The organism is Streptomyces sp. NBC_01750 (assembly GCF_035918095.1).
Lineage (GTDB): Bacteria > Actinomycetota > Actinomycetes > Streptomycetales > Streptomycetaceae > Streptomyces.
Genome location: NZ_CP109137.1, coordinates 735,116 through 750,228, shown reverse-complemented (window position 1 = coordinate 750,228; position 15,113 = coordinate 735,116). Strand labels below are relative to the sequence as shown.

Here is a 15,113-nt window from a genome sequence, read left to right as displayed (position 1 = left end):
CGCACCCCGCGGACGGTGGCACACCGCGGCTACTTCAGCAGGCGCACGTCGGACGCCTTCACAAAGGCGACCCGGTGCCCGAATTGGATCTCGTAGTACGCCTCCTCGCCGCGTACCACCCGGTGCCCGGCGGTGTCGAACGTCGTCGCGTACAGGTACTCGCCGGCAGTCAGGTCGCCGACCACGTACCGCTGGCCGGCGAGAAGCTTGTACGGCAGCGGCGAGATCGCCTGCACCGGCACATCTGCGGGGTACGCCGCCGGCTCCGGATAGGCCCGCCCGTACACCGGAACCTCCGCCACACCCTCCTTCGGCGTGAGCACCGGGCCCCGGGCGCCGACCGCCGTCGGCTGCTTGCGCGGGTTGTGGAACCAGGCCTGCTGGCCCAGGTACCAGATCGCCGTCCAGTCTCCCTGACGCCCGGCGACCGCGTACCGCTGGCCGGTCGAGGCACGGGCGCCGGTGTCGTTGACGTCGATCGTGGAGTCCTGGCCGCCCGGACGCAGACCGATGTCCTTGACGAGCGGTGCGTCCTCGGCGGGCGCGGTGTGCAGCCGGACCGCCCCCGAACCGTGCGGCACACACGCCTGCCCGGCCTGCACACAGCCCGTGTACACCGGCTGGTTTCTCAGGTAGCCGGGACGGATCGTCACCACACCACTCGCCGGTCCGGCGGTCGGCGTGAACGGCTTGCCGAGCAGCTGGAAGTAGTGGGACCAGTCCCAGTACGGGCCCGGATCGGTGTGCATGCCGCGGATGGTCGCGGCGGTCGTGCCCGGCACATTGTCGTGGCCGAGGATGTGCTGGCGGTCCAGCGGGATGTCGTACCGCTGCGACAGGTACCTCACCAGGCGGGCGGAAGAGCGGTACATCGCCTCCGTGTACCAGGCGTCCGGCGAAACAAGGAAGCCCTCGTGCTCCAGGCCCACCGACTTGGCGTTCACATACCAGTTGCCGGCGTGCCAGGCCACGTCCTTGAGCGGCACGTGCTGGGCGACGTGCCCGTCCGAGGAGCGCAGGGTGTACTGCCAGGAGACATACGTCGGGTCCTGCACCAGCTTCAGAGTGGTGTCCCAGGAGCCCTCGGTGTCATGGATGACGATGTACTTCACCGACTGGGACGCGGGCCGGTCCGCCAGGTCGTGGTTGCCGTAGTCGCCGTCGCCGAACTCCTCGTACGGCGCCGGGATCCACTCGCAGGCCACCGTCCGGGGGCACTCGGTGTTCCTCGTGTCGGCCGTACGCAGCCCGAGCCGCGCCGCCTGCGCGGCGTCGGGGGCGGCGCCAGGGTCGGCCGCGAGAGCAACCCGCTGCCCGCTGTCGGTGATGCGGGTCTGGCCCGTGCGGATCACGTCGAAGACATCGTTGGCGTACGTCGTGGCGGTCGCCGTGTCGTCCGCGCCGGAGAACCGCGCCACCGCGCCGTACCAGTCGGCGGGGTTCTCGCTCAGCGGTCGGCCCAGCTTCTTCTGCGCGTCCGCGAGCAGGGCCGCACCGCCGCGCACATTGGCGGCCGGACTGTCCCGCAGCTCCTCGGCGGAGATCCCGGAGAGCTCGACCGCACGGTCCAAGGTCCTCAGCCGGGCGGGGAGTTCGGACGTCTCGGGCAGGGCGGTATCGGTGACGGTCCGGGCCGGACGCGCATCGTCGCCGCGCGCGTCCTCGGTGCCGTGCGAATGATGCGGCGCCTCGGCGAGCGCCGTCCTGGCATCGGTCAGATGCATCGGCCCGTAGCCGCCGGTGACGCTTGCCGCACCGCCGTGCGCATCCCAGCGGGACTGCAGATAGGACACGCCGAGCAGCACGCTCTGCGGCACACGGTACTGGGCGGCAGCCGCGGCGAAGTCGTGCTGCAGCGCGCCGGACGAGGGACGCTCCGCGGTGGCGGACGGGCCGGCCGAGACAAGCGGCAGCAGCAGGGCGGCGGAGGCCACCGCACCCGCTGCCCTCAGCATGCGGCGGCGGGCGCCTCTCGGTCGTGCGGGGGCGGATCCTTGCAAGGCAGCCTCCAGGGACGGACGGTGCGCGACGGGCCTGCGGGGGTCGGACCCGACTACAGGGGTATCGGCTCCCGGACGATCCGTCAATCATGCTCCGGAGCAAGGAATTCGCACCTCAGCGCGGGTGTCGTGGAGTTTCGCGGTGAGGGGCCACGGGCCTGCGGGGCGTCAGTGGCATGGACCATTGTCTCTATGCGGAACGAGGGTTTCGCGGTCCCGGTGTGCGGGTCACGAGAGCCCGAACACCACAGTGCGCTGCTCGCCCAGTGTTTCGCCACTGGGCGAGCAGCGCGCTTCCCCCTCTGTGGCCGGTCAGCGGGTGCCGACCGCAGCGCGCACGGCCCGCCGTGCCAGCGCGCAGTCATCGTGCAGCCGCCGCAGCAGCAGCCGCTGTTCCTCACCGGCCGACAGTCCACCGGGCGGTGCCTGGCCGGCACCCGCAGGCGCCGCCTCGCGCATCGTCCGCTGCACAGCCGTCTCGTAGGTACGGATCTCCCGTGTCAGCACCAGCATCAGATTCACCAGGAAGGCGTCGCGCGCGGCGGTTCCCGCCTGCTGCGCCAGCTGACTGATCTGCCGACGCGCCACCGGTGCATCACCCAGCACCGACCACAGCGTCGCCAGGTCGTAGCCGGGGAGGTACCAGCCCGCGTGCTCCCAGTCGACCAGTACCGGACCGGCCGGCGACAGCAGGATGTTGGAGAGCAGCGCATCGCCGTGACAGAACTGCCCCACCCCCTGCCGTCCACCCGCGTGCGCCAGACCGTGCAGGAGCTTCTGCAGATCTCCGAGGTCACGGTCGGTGAACAGGCCCAGCTCGTGATAGCGCGAGATCCGGGGCGCGTATTCGAGCGGGGCATCGAACATCCCGGCCGGCGGCCGCCAGGCGTTGAGGCGGGCGATCGCGCCGAGGGCGGCCCTTACATCGGCACGGGGCGGAGCCTCGGCCGGGTGTCGTGCAAGGGCCGCCGCCCGGCCCGGCATCCGCTCGATCACCAGTGTGCAGTTGTCGGGATCCGCGGCGATCAGCCGCGGGACCCGCACCGGTGGGCGGTGCCGGACGAAGGCGCGATAAGCAACTATTTCTGAACGGAACCGCTCGGCCCAGACGGGCGAGTGGTCCAGTAAGCACTTGGCAACTGCCGTGGTGCGTCCTGTGGTTCCGACGAGCAGTACGGAACGTCCGCTCCGGCGCAGCACCTGAACCGGATTGAACTCCGGGCAGATCCGGTGCACCCCCGCGATCGCCATCCGCAACTGCGCGCCCTGAGGGCCGGACAAGTCGATTCTCCCGCTGAGGGGTTGGCCGACCGCCCCCGCCGGCCGTTGAGCCCGACCGGCGTGAGTGGGGTCGAGATACGGTCCGGTGCCGGCCGGGACAGCGGAGGAGCGCTGCGGCCGGGGCGGAGCGGACACGGAGGACGATGCTGTGTACATGCGGGTGACAGATCCCTTCGTGCGCCGACAAGTTGCGTACGCGGCCCCGCCCCGGCAACCGATCGGCACCCTGGGGAATGCGTCCGGCTGCCGGGCCGAGGTGGCGCGTTCCTACGTGACACCCGGTCGCGGGTGGCAGACCATCTGGCGCACCCTGGCGAACCCTGGCGAATAGTCGCCACCCATCTGACAGAGGGTTACTGTCAACTCAGCCGAGAACCTGGGGGCTTGACGTGACCGGAGAACCCAACACCCGCCTCTACGATCTGTTCGGCCTGGCCGGCTGGTCCAAGGGGGAACTCGCGAGACTCGTGAACCGGCAGGCGGCGGCCATGGGCCACCCCCAGCTGGCGACGGACACCTCGCGGGTGCGGCGTTGGATCGACATGGGGGAGTCCCCACGCGATCCCGTGCCACGAGTGCTGGCAGCTCTGTTCACCGAGCGACTCGGTCGTGTCGTGACCATCGAGGACCTCGGGTTCGTGCGCATCGGGCGAGCGGGTAGACGGCGGGACGTCCAGGGAGCTGACAACCCTGACGGCCTTCCGTGGGCGCCGGAACGGACGGCGGCGGTCCTCACCGAATTCACGGGAATGGACCTCATGCTCAACCGACGCGGCTTGGTGGGCGCGGGTGCCGCGCTTGCCGCAGGCTCCGCACTCAGCAGCGCCATGCACGACTGGCTGCACACCGACCCCGCACTCGCTCAGGACGCACCCCGTATCGACAGTCCCCTGCACGCCGAGCCCGCTGGGTTCGACCGCTATGAGGCCGCCCCCATCGGGTCGCAGGAGATCGAGGCACTGGAGCGTTCCGTCGAAGTGTTCCGCGCCTGGGATGCCGCCCGTGGCGGCGGGCTCCAGCGCAAGGCCGTTGTGGGACAGCTCAACGAAGTGGGCGGCATGCTCGCCTACCGGCACCCCGACCATCTCCAGCGGCGCCTGTGGGGCGTCGCCGCCAACCTTGCGGTACTCGCCGGCTGGATGTCCCACGACGTCGGCCTCGAACCCACCGCCCAGAAGTACTTCGTCATCGCCGCCCACGCGGCACGCGAGGGGGGCGACCGCCCGCGCGCCGGCGAAGCGCTCTCGAGGGCCGCCCGCCAGATGGTCCACCTGGGCCGTCCCGACGACGCGCTGGACCTGATGAAGCTCGCCAAGTCCGGCTCCGGGGAACAGATCCTGCCGCGCACGCAGGCGATGCTGCACACCATCGAAGCCTGGGCACAGGCCGCCATGGGCCGCGGCCAGGCCATGCGCCGCACCCTGGGCGAGGCCGAGGACCTGTTCGTGTCCGACAAGGGCGATGTACCGCCCCCCAGTTGGATGCAGATGTTCAACGAGGCGGATCTGCACGGTATGGAGGCACTGGCGTACCGCACCCTCGCCGAGCACGATCCGACCGCGGCGAACACCGCACAGAACCACGCCAAACAGGCGCTGGAGCTGCGCGAGGGCGGCCGCCAGCGCTCCAAGATCTTCGACTACATCTCGCTGGCGTCGGCGTGCTTCATCGCGGACGACCCCGAACAGGCCGACCGCTACGCAAGGCTGGCGCTCGTCTCGATGGGGGAGACCTCCTCGCACCGCACGTGGGACAGGCTGCGGGAGATGTACCGGCTGACAGGGCACTACGCGGGTTACCCGAAGATCCAGGACCTGCGCGAGGAAATCCAGCTGGCTCTGCCCAACAGCCCCTCCAAGAGGTCGAGGAGCGTCGAGATCTAGAGAACCTCTTCCAGCGGTCCAGCAGAGATCCAGCAGCCTGGATCGGTCCAGGCGCGTCCTACCACCGGAGTGGTTCCGCCGTGCCCCGGAAGGCGCGTCCTACCCGCCGATCCTGGCGACCATCACACAGGCGTCGTGTTCGCGGTCGTCCTCACCGAACTCTTCGACGACCGTCCGTACGCACTCCTGCGCGTCGCGGGTCCCGGTGAACCGTGGTCCCAGCGCGAGCAGCCGGTCCATGTCGCCCTCCGCGCATGCTCGTGTGCGCGTCAGCCCGTCGGTGTGCAGGACCAGCAGATCGCCGGGGAGCAGTTGCACCTCGGCCTGCTCATAGGTGGCGGCGGACGACGCTCCGAGCAGCACCCCGGCGGGCGGCGCAAGCGCACGCCCCGTCCCGTTGCGGAACAGCATCGGGGCGGGGTGTCCCGCCTGTGCCCAGGAGAGGGTTCGTCCGGCCGGGTCGTAGCGACAGCACACCGCACTACCCAGGGCGGGCTGGGCCGAGGTCTCCAGCAGGTGGTTGAGATGCGCCATCAGCGGCCCCGGCCGGATCCCGGCCACGGCCATTCCGCGCAGGGCACCGAGCAGCATCGCCATCGTCGAGGTCGTGGTCACGCCGTGCCCGGTGAGATCGCCGACGCTCAACAGTGAGTCGCCGCCCGGAAGTTGGCTCGCGTCGTACCAGTCGCCGCCGATCAGGGCGCTGTTCGTGGACGGCAGGTAGTGCGCGGAGACGTCCAGCGCGGTGGGTCCGTCGAGCGGGAACTGCAAGGGACCGCGCCAGGGCGGAAGTACGGCTTCTTGCAGTTCGACCGCGAGCCGGCGCTCGGTCTGCGCGAAGTGCTGTCGGCGCTGCAGCGAGTCACGGCTCTCACGCACGGCGCGCTGGCTGCGGCGCAGCTCGCTCACGTCGCGGAGGACAGCCCACATGGAGGCGGTGGATCCGTCGGCGTCGAGTACGGGCTCGCCCATCATGTGCACCGTACGGACCCGTCCGTCGGCCCGGACCATGCGGAATTCGCCGTCGATGGGACGGCCGTCGACGAGACAGTCCGTCACCAGCGCGGTCAGCAGCGCCTGGTCCTCCGCGAACACCATGGACGGCAGTTCGTCCAGGGACATGGGGCCGCTGTCCGGGGAGCGACCGAGGATCCGGTACAGCTCGTCGGACCAGTTGACCTCGTCGGTCAGGAGATTCCACTCGGCACTGCCGACCCTGCTGAGCAGCGAACCGGTGCGCTGGGCGTGGTCCGCCTCGTATGCGGCGAGCTCGTCCTCGAAGGCCTCGACGGCTTCTTCCGGCAGCCCTTCCTTGAGCTGTCCCAGGTGGGTGCCGAGATCGTCGAGATGGTGAACCGCCAGGTCGCACAGGGCCCGCTGCCACCGCCCCTGCGGGTCGTCGTCTTCCACCGCGGCATCCCGGCGCACGGCGTCCACGTCGCCACGCAGCCGGCGCGTCTGTGAGATCAGCGCGTCAACGGCGCCGCGCTCGGGCGGCTGCGGGGCGGGACGGTCCGCGAACACATGGGACGGCATGTCGTACTCCGATACAGGCGCGGCCACTGCCAGGTCCGAACTATCGGACCTGTTACGACTGTTGCACAGGGAGCGAGGGCCCGTAAGGGATTTGGCAACACTCGATACGGTGGTGCCTCTGTCATATGTCACAGGCCGCCCGAACACCCCGGGCGGCCTGGCGGTGCCGCATTGCACCCGGCGAGCGGAATCAGGTGCGGGTGAGTGTGGCCGCACCGAAGGAGACGTCGAACCGGTCGCACCAGATGCTGACGCTGGTGTACCGCTTCAGATCCAGACCGGCAGGCAGGGCGTAGTTCTGGTCACCCTTGTTTCCCTTGAGTTTGCCCAGGCTGACGTACTTACCGTCGTCGAAGACGCGCCAGCCCGCGGTGCCGTGCTTCACCGCGGCGTCGGTGATCCACACCCGCAGATCGGGACCGTTGCTCGTATCGAGATTCTCCAGCCTGAGCGTGCGCGTCCCGTCGGCGAGCTGCAGTACCTTCAACGAGCCACTCGTACGGTGCTCATGGCTGACCAGCTCGCCGGATGCCAGCGTCCGCGGCGGCGCAGGGGCCGCGTCCGCCGGGCCCGTGGTTTCGGCTGCCGTGGGGATCGCGTCCTGCACGGTCTCGTCCACCCACAGCTTCCACGGCTGGAACCAGTACAGCGCTACACCGGCCACTGCCAGGCCGACGGCCAGCACCGCCACCCCCCATGGCCTGCCGAGCCACTTCCGCATGCGTCCCACTGTCGTCTCCTGTCATCCGCCGGCCGCGACCGGACGTGCCCCGGTCTCCATTCAACGTCAGGAGGAGCCGCTCGGCAGGGCTGAGCACGATGACGAAAGTCTTACGTCGACGCCTTGGCCGACGACGGTCTCCGGCACCTGGAACTGCTCCACCAGGCGGACCGCCGCCTCCTGCCGCCGCGCCCGTTCCCCCTCCGAAGGCCACCCGCGCAATCCGGAAGGCGGGACAGGCCCAGGGCCGGGCATCGGCCCTCAGGCGGCGGCGGACCGCGCCGGCCACATGTCCTGAAGCAGGCCGATCGGTACGGCACCGTCGTCCGGCTCGTCGACCGCCCAGGACACATGGCCGTCGGGGCGGACGAGCGCGGCCGTCACGCCGGACCATCCGGCGTGCGGTTCCGACAGCGGAGCGCTGTGGACCGTGAGCCCCGCGGCGGCGTTCCGGGCGAGCTGCTCCAATGCCGGGCCGTCCTTGCCGGTGAGGTCGAGCAGGACGTGACGGCCGCCGTGCAGCAGCGTGAAGAGAGTCTCCGTGGAGTCGGCGAAGGCCAGGTCCGGTGCGCGATGTCCGGTCAACGGGTGTGCGCCGCTCTCCGCGGGCGGATAGCCGACCGCGAGGGCGGAGAGCCTCTCGGCGAGTACCCGGGAGAACTCCGGCACGGTGGCGATGAGTTGGCTCAGCAGGGTACGGAGCGCCTGCCCCTCGGTGGAGTAGCCGGTCAGCAGCGCGGTCTGCGCCCGGGTGCTGAGGAGCAGTTCCGCGCCGACCGGGTGCCGCTCTGTGTGATAGCTGTCCAGGAGGCCCTCGGGCGCCCGGCCGGTCATCGTCGCGGCCAGCTTCCAGCCGAGGTTGGTGGCATCCTGCACGCCGACGTTGAGGCCGACGCCTCCGGCGGGGAAGTGCATGTGGGCGGCGTCGCCGGCGAGCAGGACCCGTCCCTCGCGGTACTGCGTGGCCTGGCGGGTGGCGTTGCCGAAGCGTGAGAGCCATACCGGGTCGCGCATGCCGAAGTCGGTCCCCGCGATCCGTATGACGGTGCCGCGCAGCTCCTCGAGGGTGAGTTCGCCGGGCCGGTCGGGGCGCGTGCCGGCCGGGTCGCCGCCGACGAGGCGGTGGATGCCGCCGGACAGCGGGACGGCCATCACGCCGCCGTGGGGGCCGGACATGTTCAGGGGGCCCTGCGGAGGCTCGTCCAGGATGACGTCTGCGACCCATCCCCACGTCGTGGCGCCTGTGCCGGGGAAGTCGATTCCCGCGGCACCGCGCACGGTGCTGCGGGTGCCGTCGCAGCCGACGACGTAGGCGGCTTCGAGGGTGTACGGGCCGTCCGGGCCCTCGATGTTCACCGTCGCCCCGTCCGCGTCCTGGGTGAGGCCCACCACCCGGTGCCCGCGCCGCACCTGGGCTCCGGCCGAGACCGCGTGCTCCTCCAGCAGTTCCTCGGTGCGGGCCTGCGGCAGAGCCAGGGTGAACGGGAACGGTGTGTCCAGCACCTGGAAGTCCAACCGGTTCTCCAGCCCGCCGAAGTGACCGTTCGGGATGCGCAGACCCTCGGTGAGGAAGCGCTCCGCCACGCCGCGGAACGCCAGGACCTCCAGGGTCCGCGGGTGGACAGTGAGCGCCTTCGAGTGCGGGTCCCGCTCCTTGCGCGCCTCCAGGACGGTGACCGGAACCCCGCCGAGCCGAAGCTCCGCGGCGAGCCACAGCCCCACCGGCCCGGCTCCGGAAATGATGACCTGATCCACAGCTCTCTCCTTGGTCAGTGACCAATAATGACTCCGTCCAGTAGACTAGGTCGGTGACCAAGATGCAAGCGGGGAAACCCTCCCGGACCCGACTCGACCCCGACACCGTGGTCAGAGCCGCACTGGAACTCCTGGACGAGAAAGGTGCGGAGGCCGTCTCCATCCGCGCCATCGCCGAACGGCTCGGCGTCCGGATGAACACCGTGCTCTGGCACGCCAAGACCAAGGCGCGTCTGCTCGAGCTGATGGCGGATGCGATCGTCGCCGAGATGTCACTGGAGGATCTGCCGGAATCCTGCGAGGAGCGCGTCCGCGAACTCTCGCACCGCTACCGCCGGGCCCTGCTGGCACACCGCGACGGAGCAACGATCGTGGCCGGCACCTACGCCGCCGAACCCGCCACACTCCGCTTCGCCGACACCATGGTCGAAACCCTGCTCAGCAGCGGCCTCGCCGAGCGCGAAGCGGCCTGGGCCCTGTGGACCGTCGTCTACTTCACTCTCGGGCTCACCCAGGAGGAACAAGCCTCTCCGGAGGCTGTCGGCCACGGGCTCACCGGAGCGCTCGCCTCCGGCGAGTACCCCTCGCTCGGCAGGGTTGTCGCACATCTCGAGGCACCGTCCTTCGCCGAACGCTTCGACTACGGCCTCTCGCTCATCCTGCAGTCACTGGGCTCCCGCCATGTATGACGAGGAGCGGCAGTCCGTCCAAGCCGCCGTCGAGGGGGAGTTGCGGCTGCTGGACCCGGATGTACGGGTCTCGCCCGACCTGGTCTCCGGGCTGCTGGATCCGGAGTTCTTCGAGTTCGGAGCTTCCGGACAACGCTGGGACCGTACGACGATCCTGTCCGTGACCACACCCGCTCCGCGTGAGCGGCCGCCTGCCGTCACCGTCAGCGAGATGTCCGGGAGGCTGCTGGCCCCGGACCTCGTACAGGTGACGTATGTGTCGGACGAAGGCGGCCGCCGAGCGCGTCGGAGCTCCCTGTGGCGCAGGACGGCGCACGGCTGGCGCATGTACTTCCATCAAGGGACGCTGATCGTCCCGGAATAGCGGCCCGGTCCCGGCCGAACGCGCGGGCCGGGGCCATTGTCAGTGGTGGGCGGCACTATGAGAGCCATGACGACTTCACCTGCCGCTCATGCCGCTGCCGCCACTCTCGCCGATGCCGCCGCGTACACAGAGGCGGTCGGGACCGCCGCCGAGGCCGCTGCCGCCTACTACGCGACGGGCGAGAGCACCCTGGACGACGACGCGTACGACCGTCTGGTGCGCAAAATCGCCGCCTACGAAGAGGCCCATCCCGGGGAGATGTCGGCGGTCTCGCCGACCGGGAAGGTCGCCGGCGGAGCGGCGGTCGGGGATGTGCCGCACACGGTGCCGATGCTGTCGCTGGACAATGTCTTCTCCGCCGAACAGCTGCTCTCCTGGACCGCCTCGGTGGAGCGCCGGATCGGCCGACCGGTCGAGCAGTGGAGCGTCGAGGCGAAGCTGGACGGCCTCGCGATAGCCGCCCGCTACGAGAACGGCCGGCTCGCCCGGCTGATCACCCGCGGCGACGGGAGTGCGGGAGAGGACGTCTCGCACGCGATCGGCACCGTCATCGGCCTGCCCGACCGGCTCGCCGAGCCGGTCACGCTCGAGGTGCGCGGCGAAGTGCTCATGACCACGGAGCAGTTCGAGCAAGCCAATACGGTACGCACGGAGCACGGCGGATCCCCGTTCGCCAATCCGCGCAACGGCGCGGCCGGCACACTGCGCGCCAAGGACCGTGAATACACAGTCGAGATGACGTTCTTCGGCTACGGCGTGCTGCCGCTGCCGGCCTCGGACCCGGACCTCGCGAAGCGGATGGGGGAGTGGCCGCACAGCGAGCTCATGACCTATGTCGCGGGTCTCGGCGTGCACACCGCCGAGACCACCGCAGTCGCGCCCCGCACACTGAAGGCCTTCGACGAGGTCCAGGCGCGCATCGACGAGATAGCCGCACTCCGCCCGGGGCTGCCGTTCGGCATCGACGGCATCGTCATCAAGGCGGACCGCGCCGCCGACCAGGCCGCGGCAGGCTCCGGCTCCCGGGCCCCGCGGTGGGCCATCGCGTACAAACTGCCGGCGGTGGAGAAGGTCACCACCCTGCTCGGCGTGGAGTGGAATGTGGGGCGCACCGGCGCCATCGCGCCCCGCGCCGTACTGCGGCCGGTGGAGATCGACGGATCGACCGTCAGCTATGCCACCCTCCACAACCCCGCCGACATCACCCGACGCGACCTGCGCATCGGCGATCAGGTGATGGTCTACAAGGCGGGCGACATCATCCCCCGCATCGAGGCGCCCGTCGCCCATCTGCGGACGGGTGACGAGCAGCCGATCGTCTTCCCGCAGGTGTGTCCGCAGTGCGGCTCCGACATCGACACCTCCGAGCAGCGCTGGCGGTGTGTGCGTGGCCGCAACTGCCGTCTGGTGGCCTCGGTCTCGTACGCGGCAGGACGCGACCAGCTCGATATCGAGGGCCTCGGCGCCACCCGCGTCGTCCAGCTCGTCGAGGCGGGTCTCGTCGCCGACTTCGCCGATCTGTTCACACTGACCCGTGGTCAGCTGCTCGACATGGACCGGATGGGGGAGACCAGCACCGACAATCTCCTGGCGGCGATCGACGGAGCGAGAACGCGGCCGCTTTCGCGGGTGTTCTGCGCGCTCGGTGTGCGCGGCACCGGCCGCTCCATGTCCCGCCGTATCGCCCGTCACTTCGCGACCATGGAACACATACGGGCCGCCGACGCGGAAGCCCTGCAGCAGGTCGACGGCATCGGCGTGGAGAAGGCCGGGCTGGTCGTCGCCGAGCTTGCCGAACTGGCTCCGCTCATCGACCGGCTCACCGCCGCGGGTGTCAATATGACCGAACCCGGCGCGACATTGCCCTCCGACGCCGCGGACGCCGAAGGCGGGGAAGCCGGTCGGGCCGAGCCCGCCGCGGGCGCCGGCCCGCTGGACGGCATGACCGTCGTGGTCACCGGCGCCATGACCGGAGCCCTGGAGAAGCTCTCCCGCAACCAGATGAACGAACTCATCGAACGGGCCGGCGGCAAGTCCTCCTCCAGCGTGTCCAAGCGCACGTCACTTCTCGTGGCCGGTGAGAACGCCGGATCCAAGCGGGAGAAGGCCGTGCAGCTGGGCACGCGGGTCGTCGCACCGGACGAGTTCGCCGACCTGGTGGCCGGTTACCTCGACGCGAACGGCTGACCTGCGGGCGGTGCGGAGGATCAGTCGCGGCGCCCGACCGCGTCGCGGCTGAGAAAGGCCAGCCGCGCCCGCTTCTCCGGTTTGTCGATCTCGGGCCCGAGCACAAAACCTGCCCGGACCATCCGCTCGATGGCCTTCTCGTTGCGGGCGTCCGGCTCGACGACAATCCGCCGGTGCTCGGGGTCGGCCAGCGCGTAGCCGAAGAGCACGCTGAGGAGGCCGCCGGTGAAGCCCCGCTCCGTGCCGCCGTGGGCAGGCCCGATCAGCAGATGGACGCCGAAGTCGCCGGGCCGCACGTCGTAGCATTCGCCGACCGGATCGGCGTCCGGTTCATACGTCTGGAAGAGCGCGACCGGCTCGCCGTCCCGCTGGACCACATAGGCGTGGTGGGTGGTGAGCGAGTCCAGATACTCGTATATCTCCAGGACCTGCCCACGGCTGTGGCCGCCCATGCCCCAGAACCGGGCGCGTTCCCCGGTGACCCAGCCATGGATCAGATCCAGGTCGGCGGCGGGATCCAGCGGGACAACGCGGACCGTCCCGAAGCCCTCGACGGTCTGCTCATGCACGGCCTCGCGGCGACCGGTGGTGGGTTCAGAAGTCATCTCTCTCCTCGGTCAGTTGATTCCAGTCGGTGATCACGGGAACGAGCTCCCCGCGCAGCCACAGCGGCAGTTGGTCGCGATGGTGCTCATCGCCGGGCACACCGGACGCGCCGAGGGGGACCACCCAGAGGCTGTCCTCCCGCCGTGCGAGGTCCCAGACATAGCGCGCGGCCGGTCCCCGCACACAGCGGTCGTCGACACCCGGAACACTTGATGTGGACAGCACGCAGTCGTGGTCGCCGGAGAGGGCCGGCCACATCTCGTGCGGCGTCGCGGGCAGCGCCTGCCACGGCGCGAGCCGGTGCGTCTGGCCCCACGCCGTCGGCGTACGGTCTGCGGCGGCCACTTCCTCGACGGCCTCCCGCACCACGGCCGTCCGGTCGATCTCGGGCAGCGCCCCGGTCGTCAGCAGCCCCTCCAACGCGAACGCGACCCGCGGGACGAGCGCCAGCCAGGGCAGAAAGACCTCGGGGTACGCCGCGGGGCCGGACTTCCCGGCCAGCGCCTCCAGTGCCGGATGAGCAGCCAGCCTGCGCACCACCGCCGACCGCAGATCGGCGTACACCGCCGCGTCCGTACTTGCGGCGTCCATTCGGCGGTCCCAGATCGTCAGCCGGTCCCGCAGCAGAGCCGCCTCCTCGCTCAGCCCGTCCAGTTCCGCGAGCAGCTTCAACAGGGGCCGGGCGGAGGCGAGAAGAGTGTCCATGTGCACGGCCGCCATGTCCTTGGCCGTCAGGGCGTGTGGCTTGTCCAGCAGTTGACGGATGCGTTCGGCCCGGTGCGGTGGCGCGAACTCGACACCGAGCGGCGCGGCCAGGCCCCGCTGGTTGGCCATCACCGCGACGCCGTCGACCGCCTCGCGCGGCAGTGGCTCGTACCAGCCGCGCCACTCGTGCCCCGGTTCCCAGGCCGGCACGACACGCAGACGGTTGTCCCGGTGCCGCAGCGGTACGCGGCCCGCGACACGGTGCAGCAGTCCGCCCCGGGTGTCCGCGGCCTGTACGACATTGACGGGCTCGGCCCACCCGTCGAAGGCCCGGTCCACGTCGGCGACGGTCCGCGCCCGCAGCAGCGCGGGCAGTGCGCCGAAGCCGAGATCGCCGGTCACCCGTGGAGGTGTGCGGAGACTGATCGCCACCGCCTCGTCGGGGCCGCCGATCACCACGGGCCCGCGGTCGGTCTCGATCACCTCGATCTCCACGGGTGTGGCGCCGGCCACCGTGATGGTCTCGGTGTGGACGGTGGCGGGTCGCCAGCCGTCCGGGCCGAGGGCCTCTACTTCCGGTCCGAGCCCGGCGGCCGGTCTTCGGCGGCGCAGGCGCTCCCGGTACAGATCCTGATAGTCGGCCATGGCGTTGGTGATCGCCCATGCCACCGAACCGGTGTGCCCGAAGTGGGGGATTCCGGGGACGCCGGGCACGGCCAGTCCCACCACGTCGAACTCCGGGCAGGACAGCTGGATCTGCTGATAGATCCCTGGGTCCTCGATGAAGCGGTGCGGGTCGCCCGCGATGAGCGGCGCCCCGGTGACCGTGCGCTCGCCGGTGACGAGCCAGCCGTTGCTCCCCGAGGTGCCGGGCCCGTCGGTGGCGAACAGCTCGGTCGCCGCGTCACCGAGTGCGCGGGCGACTTCCTCGCGCCACAGCTTCGTGGGGAAGCCCGCGAAGAGGACGTGCGTGGTGAGCCACAGGCTCAGCGGTGTCCACGGCTGCCACCGTCCGGGGGCCAGTCCGGTGGCCGCGAACTGAGGCGCGCGGCGCGCCCCGTCGGCGAGGCCGGCGTTGATCCCGTCGACGTACCGCTCGATCCATGAGGCGGTGGTCTCGTCGAGGCTGCGGAAGCAGCGCCGGGCGGTGTCGTCCAGCCGTGCCTGTCGGGCGAAACGGTCCCAGGCGAGGGCGTCGGCGCCGAGGAAGGCGGCCGTGGTGCCCTGCGACCGGTGCCGGTCGACCTCGATCTGCCAGGCCCGGTCCACGGCGGCATTGCGCCCCTGGAGGAAGGCCAGTTCGGCCGCGTTCTCCGCCCGCAGATGCGGGATACCCCAGGCGTCCCGGTAGATCTTCGCGCTCACTCTGCTCCTCAGGTAGATTAG

At 70.5% G+C, this 15,113-nt stretch carries 11 protein-coding genes; 4 read left to right on the top strand and 7 right to left on the bottom strand.

The annotated features are described in order from the left end of the window. Positions 1-29: 29 nt before the first annotated feature. Positions 30-1,955 carry an N-acetylmuramoyl-L-alanine amidase gene (locus OG966_RS03345; protein ID WP_326647828.1) on the bottom strand — a complete coding sequence of 642 codons (1,926 nt, stop codon included), beginning with the start codon at positions 1,953-1,955 and terminating at the stop codon, positions 30-32. 357 nt (positions 1,956-2,312) lie between these two features. Next, on the bottom strand, positions 2,313-3,437 hold the full coding sequence (locus OG966_RS03340) for an aminoglycoside phosphotransferase family protein (RefSeq protein ID WP_326647827.1): 1,125 nt from the start codon (positions 3,435-3,437) through the stop codon (positions 2,313-2,315). Between the two features lie 233 nt (positions 3,438-3,670). Here OG966_RS03340 and OG966_RS03335 point away from each other — a divergent pair, with 233 nt between their 5' ends. Then, positions 3,671-5,164 carry a DNA-binding protein NsdB gene (locus OG966_RS03335; protein ID WP_326647826.1) on the top strand — a complete coding sequence of 498 codons (1,494 nt, stop codon included), beginning with the start codon at positions 3,671-3,673 and terminating at the stop codon, positions 5,162-5,164. A 99-nt stretch (positions 5,165-5,263) separates the two neighbouring features. Here the strand turns inward: OG966_RS03335 and OG966_RS03330 are convergent, their stop codons facing one another. The 3 genes from OG966_RS03330 to OG966_RS03320 all read right to left on the bottom strand — a co-directional run bounded on the left by OG966_RS03330 (position 5,264) and on the right by OG966_RS03320 (position 9,176). Beyond that, a complete protein-coding gene (locus tag OG966_RS03330; RefSeq protein WP_326647825.1) occupies positions 5,264-6,700 on the bottom strand; it encodes a PP2C family protein-serine/threonine phosphatase in 1,437 nt (478 codons plus the stop codon). Positions 6,701-6,890: 190 nt separating this feature from the next. After that, the gene (locus OG966_RS03325) at positions 6,891-7,421 is read right to left on the bottom strand and encodes a DM13 domain-containing protein (RefSeq protein WP_326647824.1); all 531 of its coding nucleotides are present in this window, start codon (positions 7,419-7,421) and stop codon (positions 6,891-6,893) included. Between the two features lie 261 nt (positions 7,422-7,682). Further along, a complete protein-coding gene (locus tag OG966_RS03320; RefSeq protein WP_326647823.1) occupies positions 7,683-9,176 on the bottom strand; it encodes an FAD-dependent monooxygenase in 1,494 nt (497 codons plus the stop codon). Positions 9,177-9,229: 53 nt separating this feature from the next. Here OG966_RS03320 and OG966_RS03315 point away from each other — a divergent pair, with 53 nt between their 5' ends. Genes OG966_RS03315 through ligA form a run of 3 tightly spaced genes read left to right on the top strand, consistent with a single transcriptional unit; the run spans position 9,230 to position 12,416 of the window. Further along, positions 9,230-9,865 carry a TetR/AcrR family transcriptional regulator C-terminal domain-containing protein gene (locus OG966_RS03315; protein ID WP_326647822.1) on the top strand — a complete coding sequence of 212 codons (636 nt, stop codon included), beginning with the start codon at positions 9,230-9,232 and terminating at the stop codon, positions 9,863-9,865. Further along, positions 9,858-10,229, top strand: coding sequence for a nuclear transport factor 2 family protein (locus tag OG966_RS03310; RefSeq protein ID WP_326647821.1), 372 nt, complete (start codon positions 9,858-9,860; stop codon positions 10,227-10,229). The genes OG966_RS03315 and OG966_RS03310 overlap by 8 nt, the downstream gene beginning before the upstream one ends. 57 nt (positions 10,230-10,286) lie before the next feature. Then, positions 10,287-12,416, top strand: coding sequence for an NAD-dependent DNA ligase LigA (ligA, locus tag OG966_RS03305; protein WP_442806659.1), 2,130 nt, complete (start codon positions 10,287-10,289; stop codon positions 12,414-12,416). A 20-nt stretch (positions 12,417-12,436) separates the two neighbouring features. Here ligA and OG966_RS03300 read toward each other — a convergent pair whose 3' ends face one another. Together OG966_RS03300 and OG966_RS03295 are read right to left on the bottom strand one after the other, a co-directional pair. Continuing rightward, positions 12,437-13,021, bottom strand: a complete 585-nt coding sequence (locus tag OG966_RS03300; protein WP_326647819.1) for a GNAT family N-acetyltransferase — start codon at positions 13,019-13,021, stop codon at positions 12,437-12,439. Next, positions 13,011-15,092 carry a penicillin acylase family protein gene (locus OG966_RS03295; protein ID WP_326647818.1) on the bottom strand — a complete coding sequence of 694 codons (2,082 nt, stop codon included), beginning with the start codon at positions 15,090-15,092 and terminating at the stop codon, positions 13,011-13,013. The genes OG966_RS03300 and OG966_RS03295 overlap by 11 nt, the downstream gene beginning before the upstream one ends. Between the last annotated feature and the right edge of the window lie 21 nt (positions 15,093-15,113).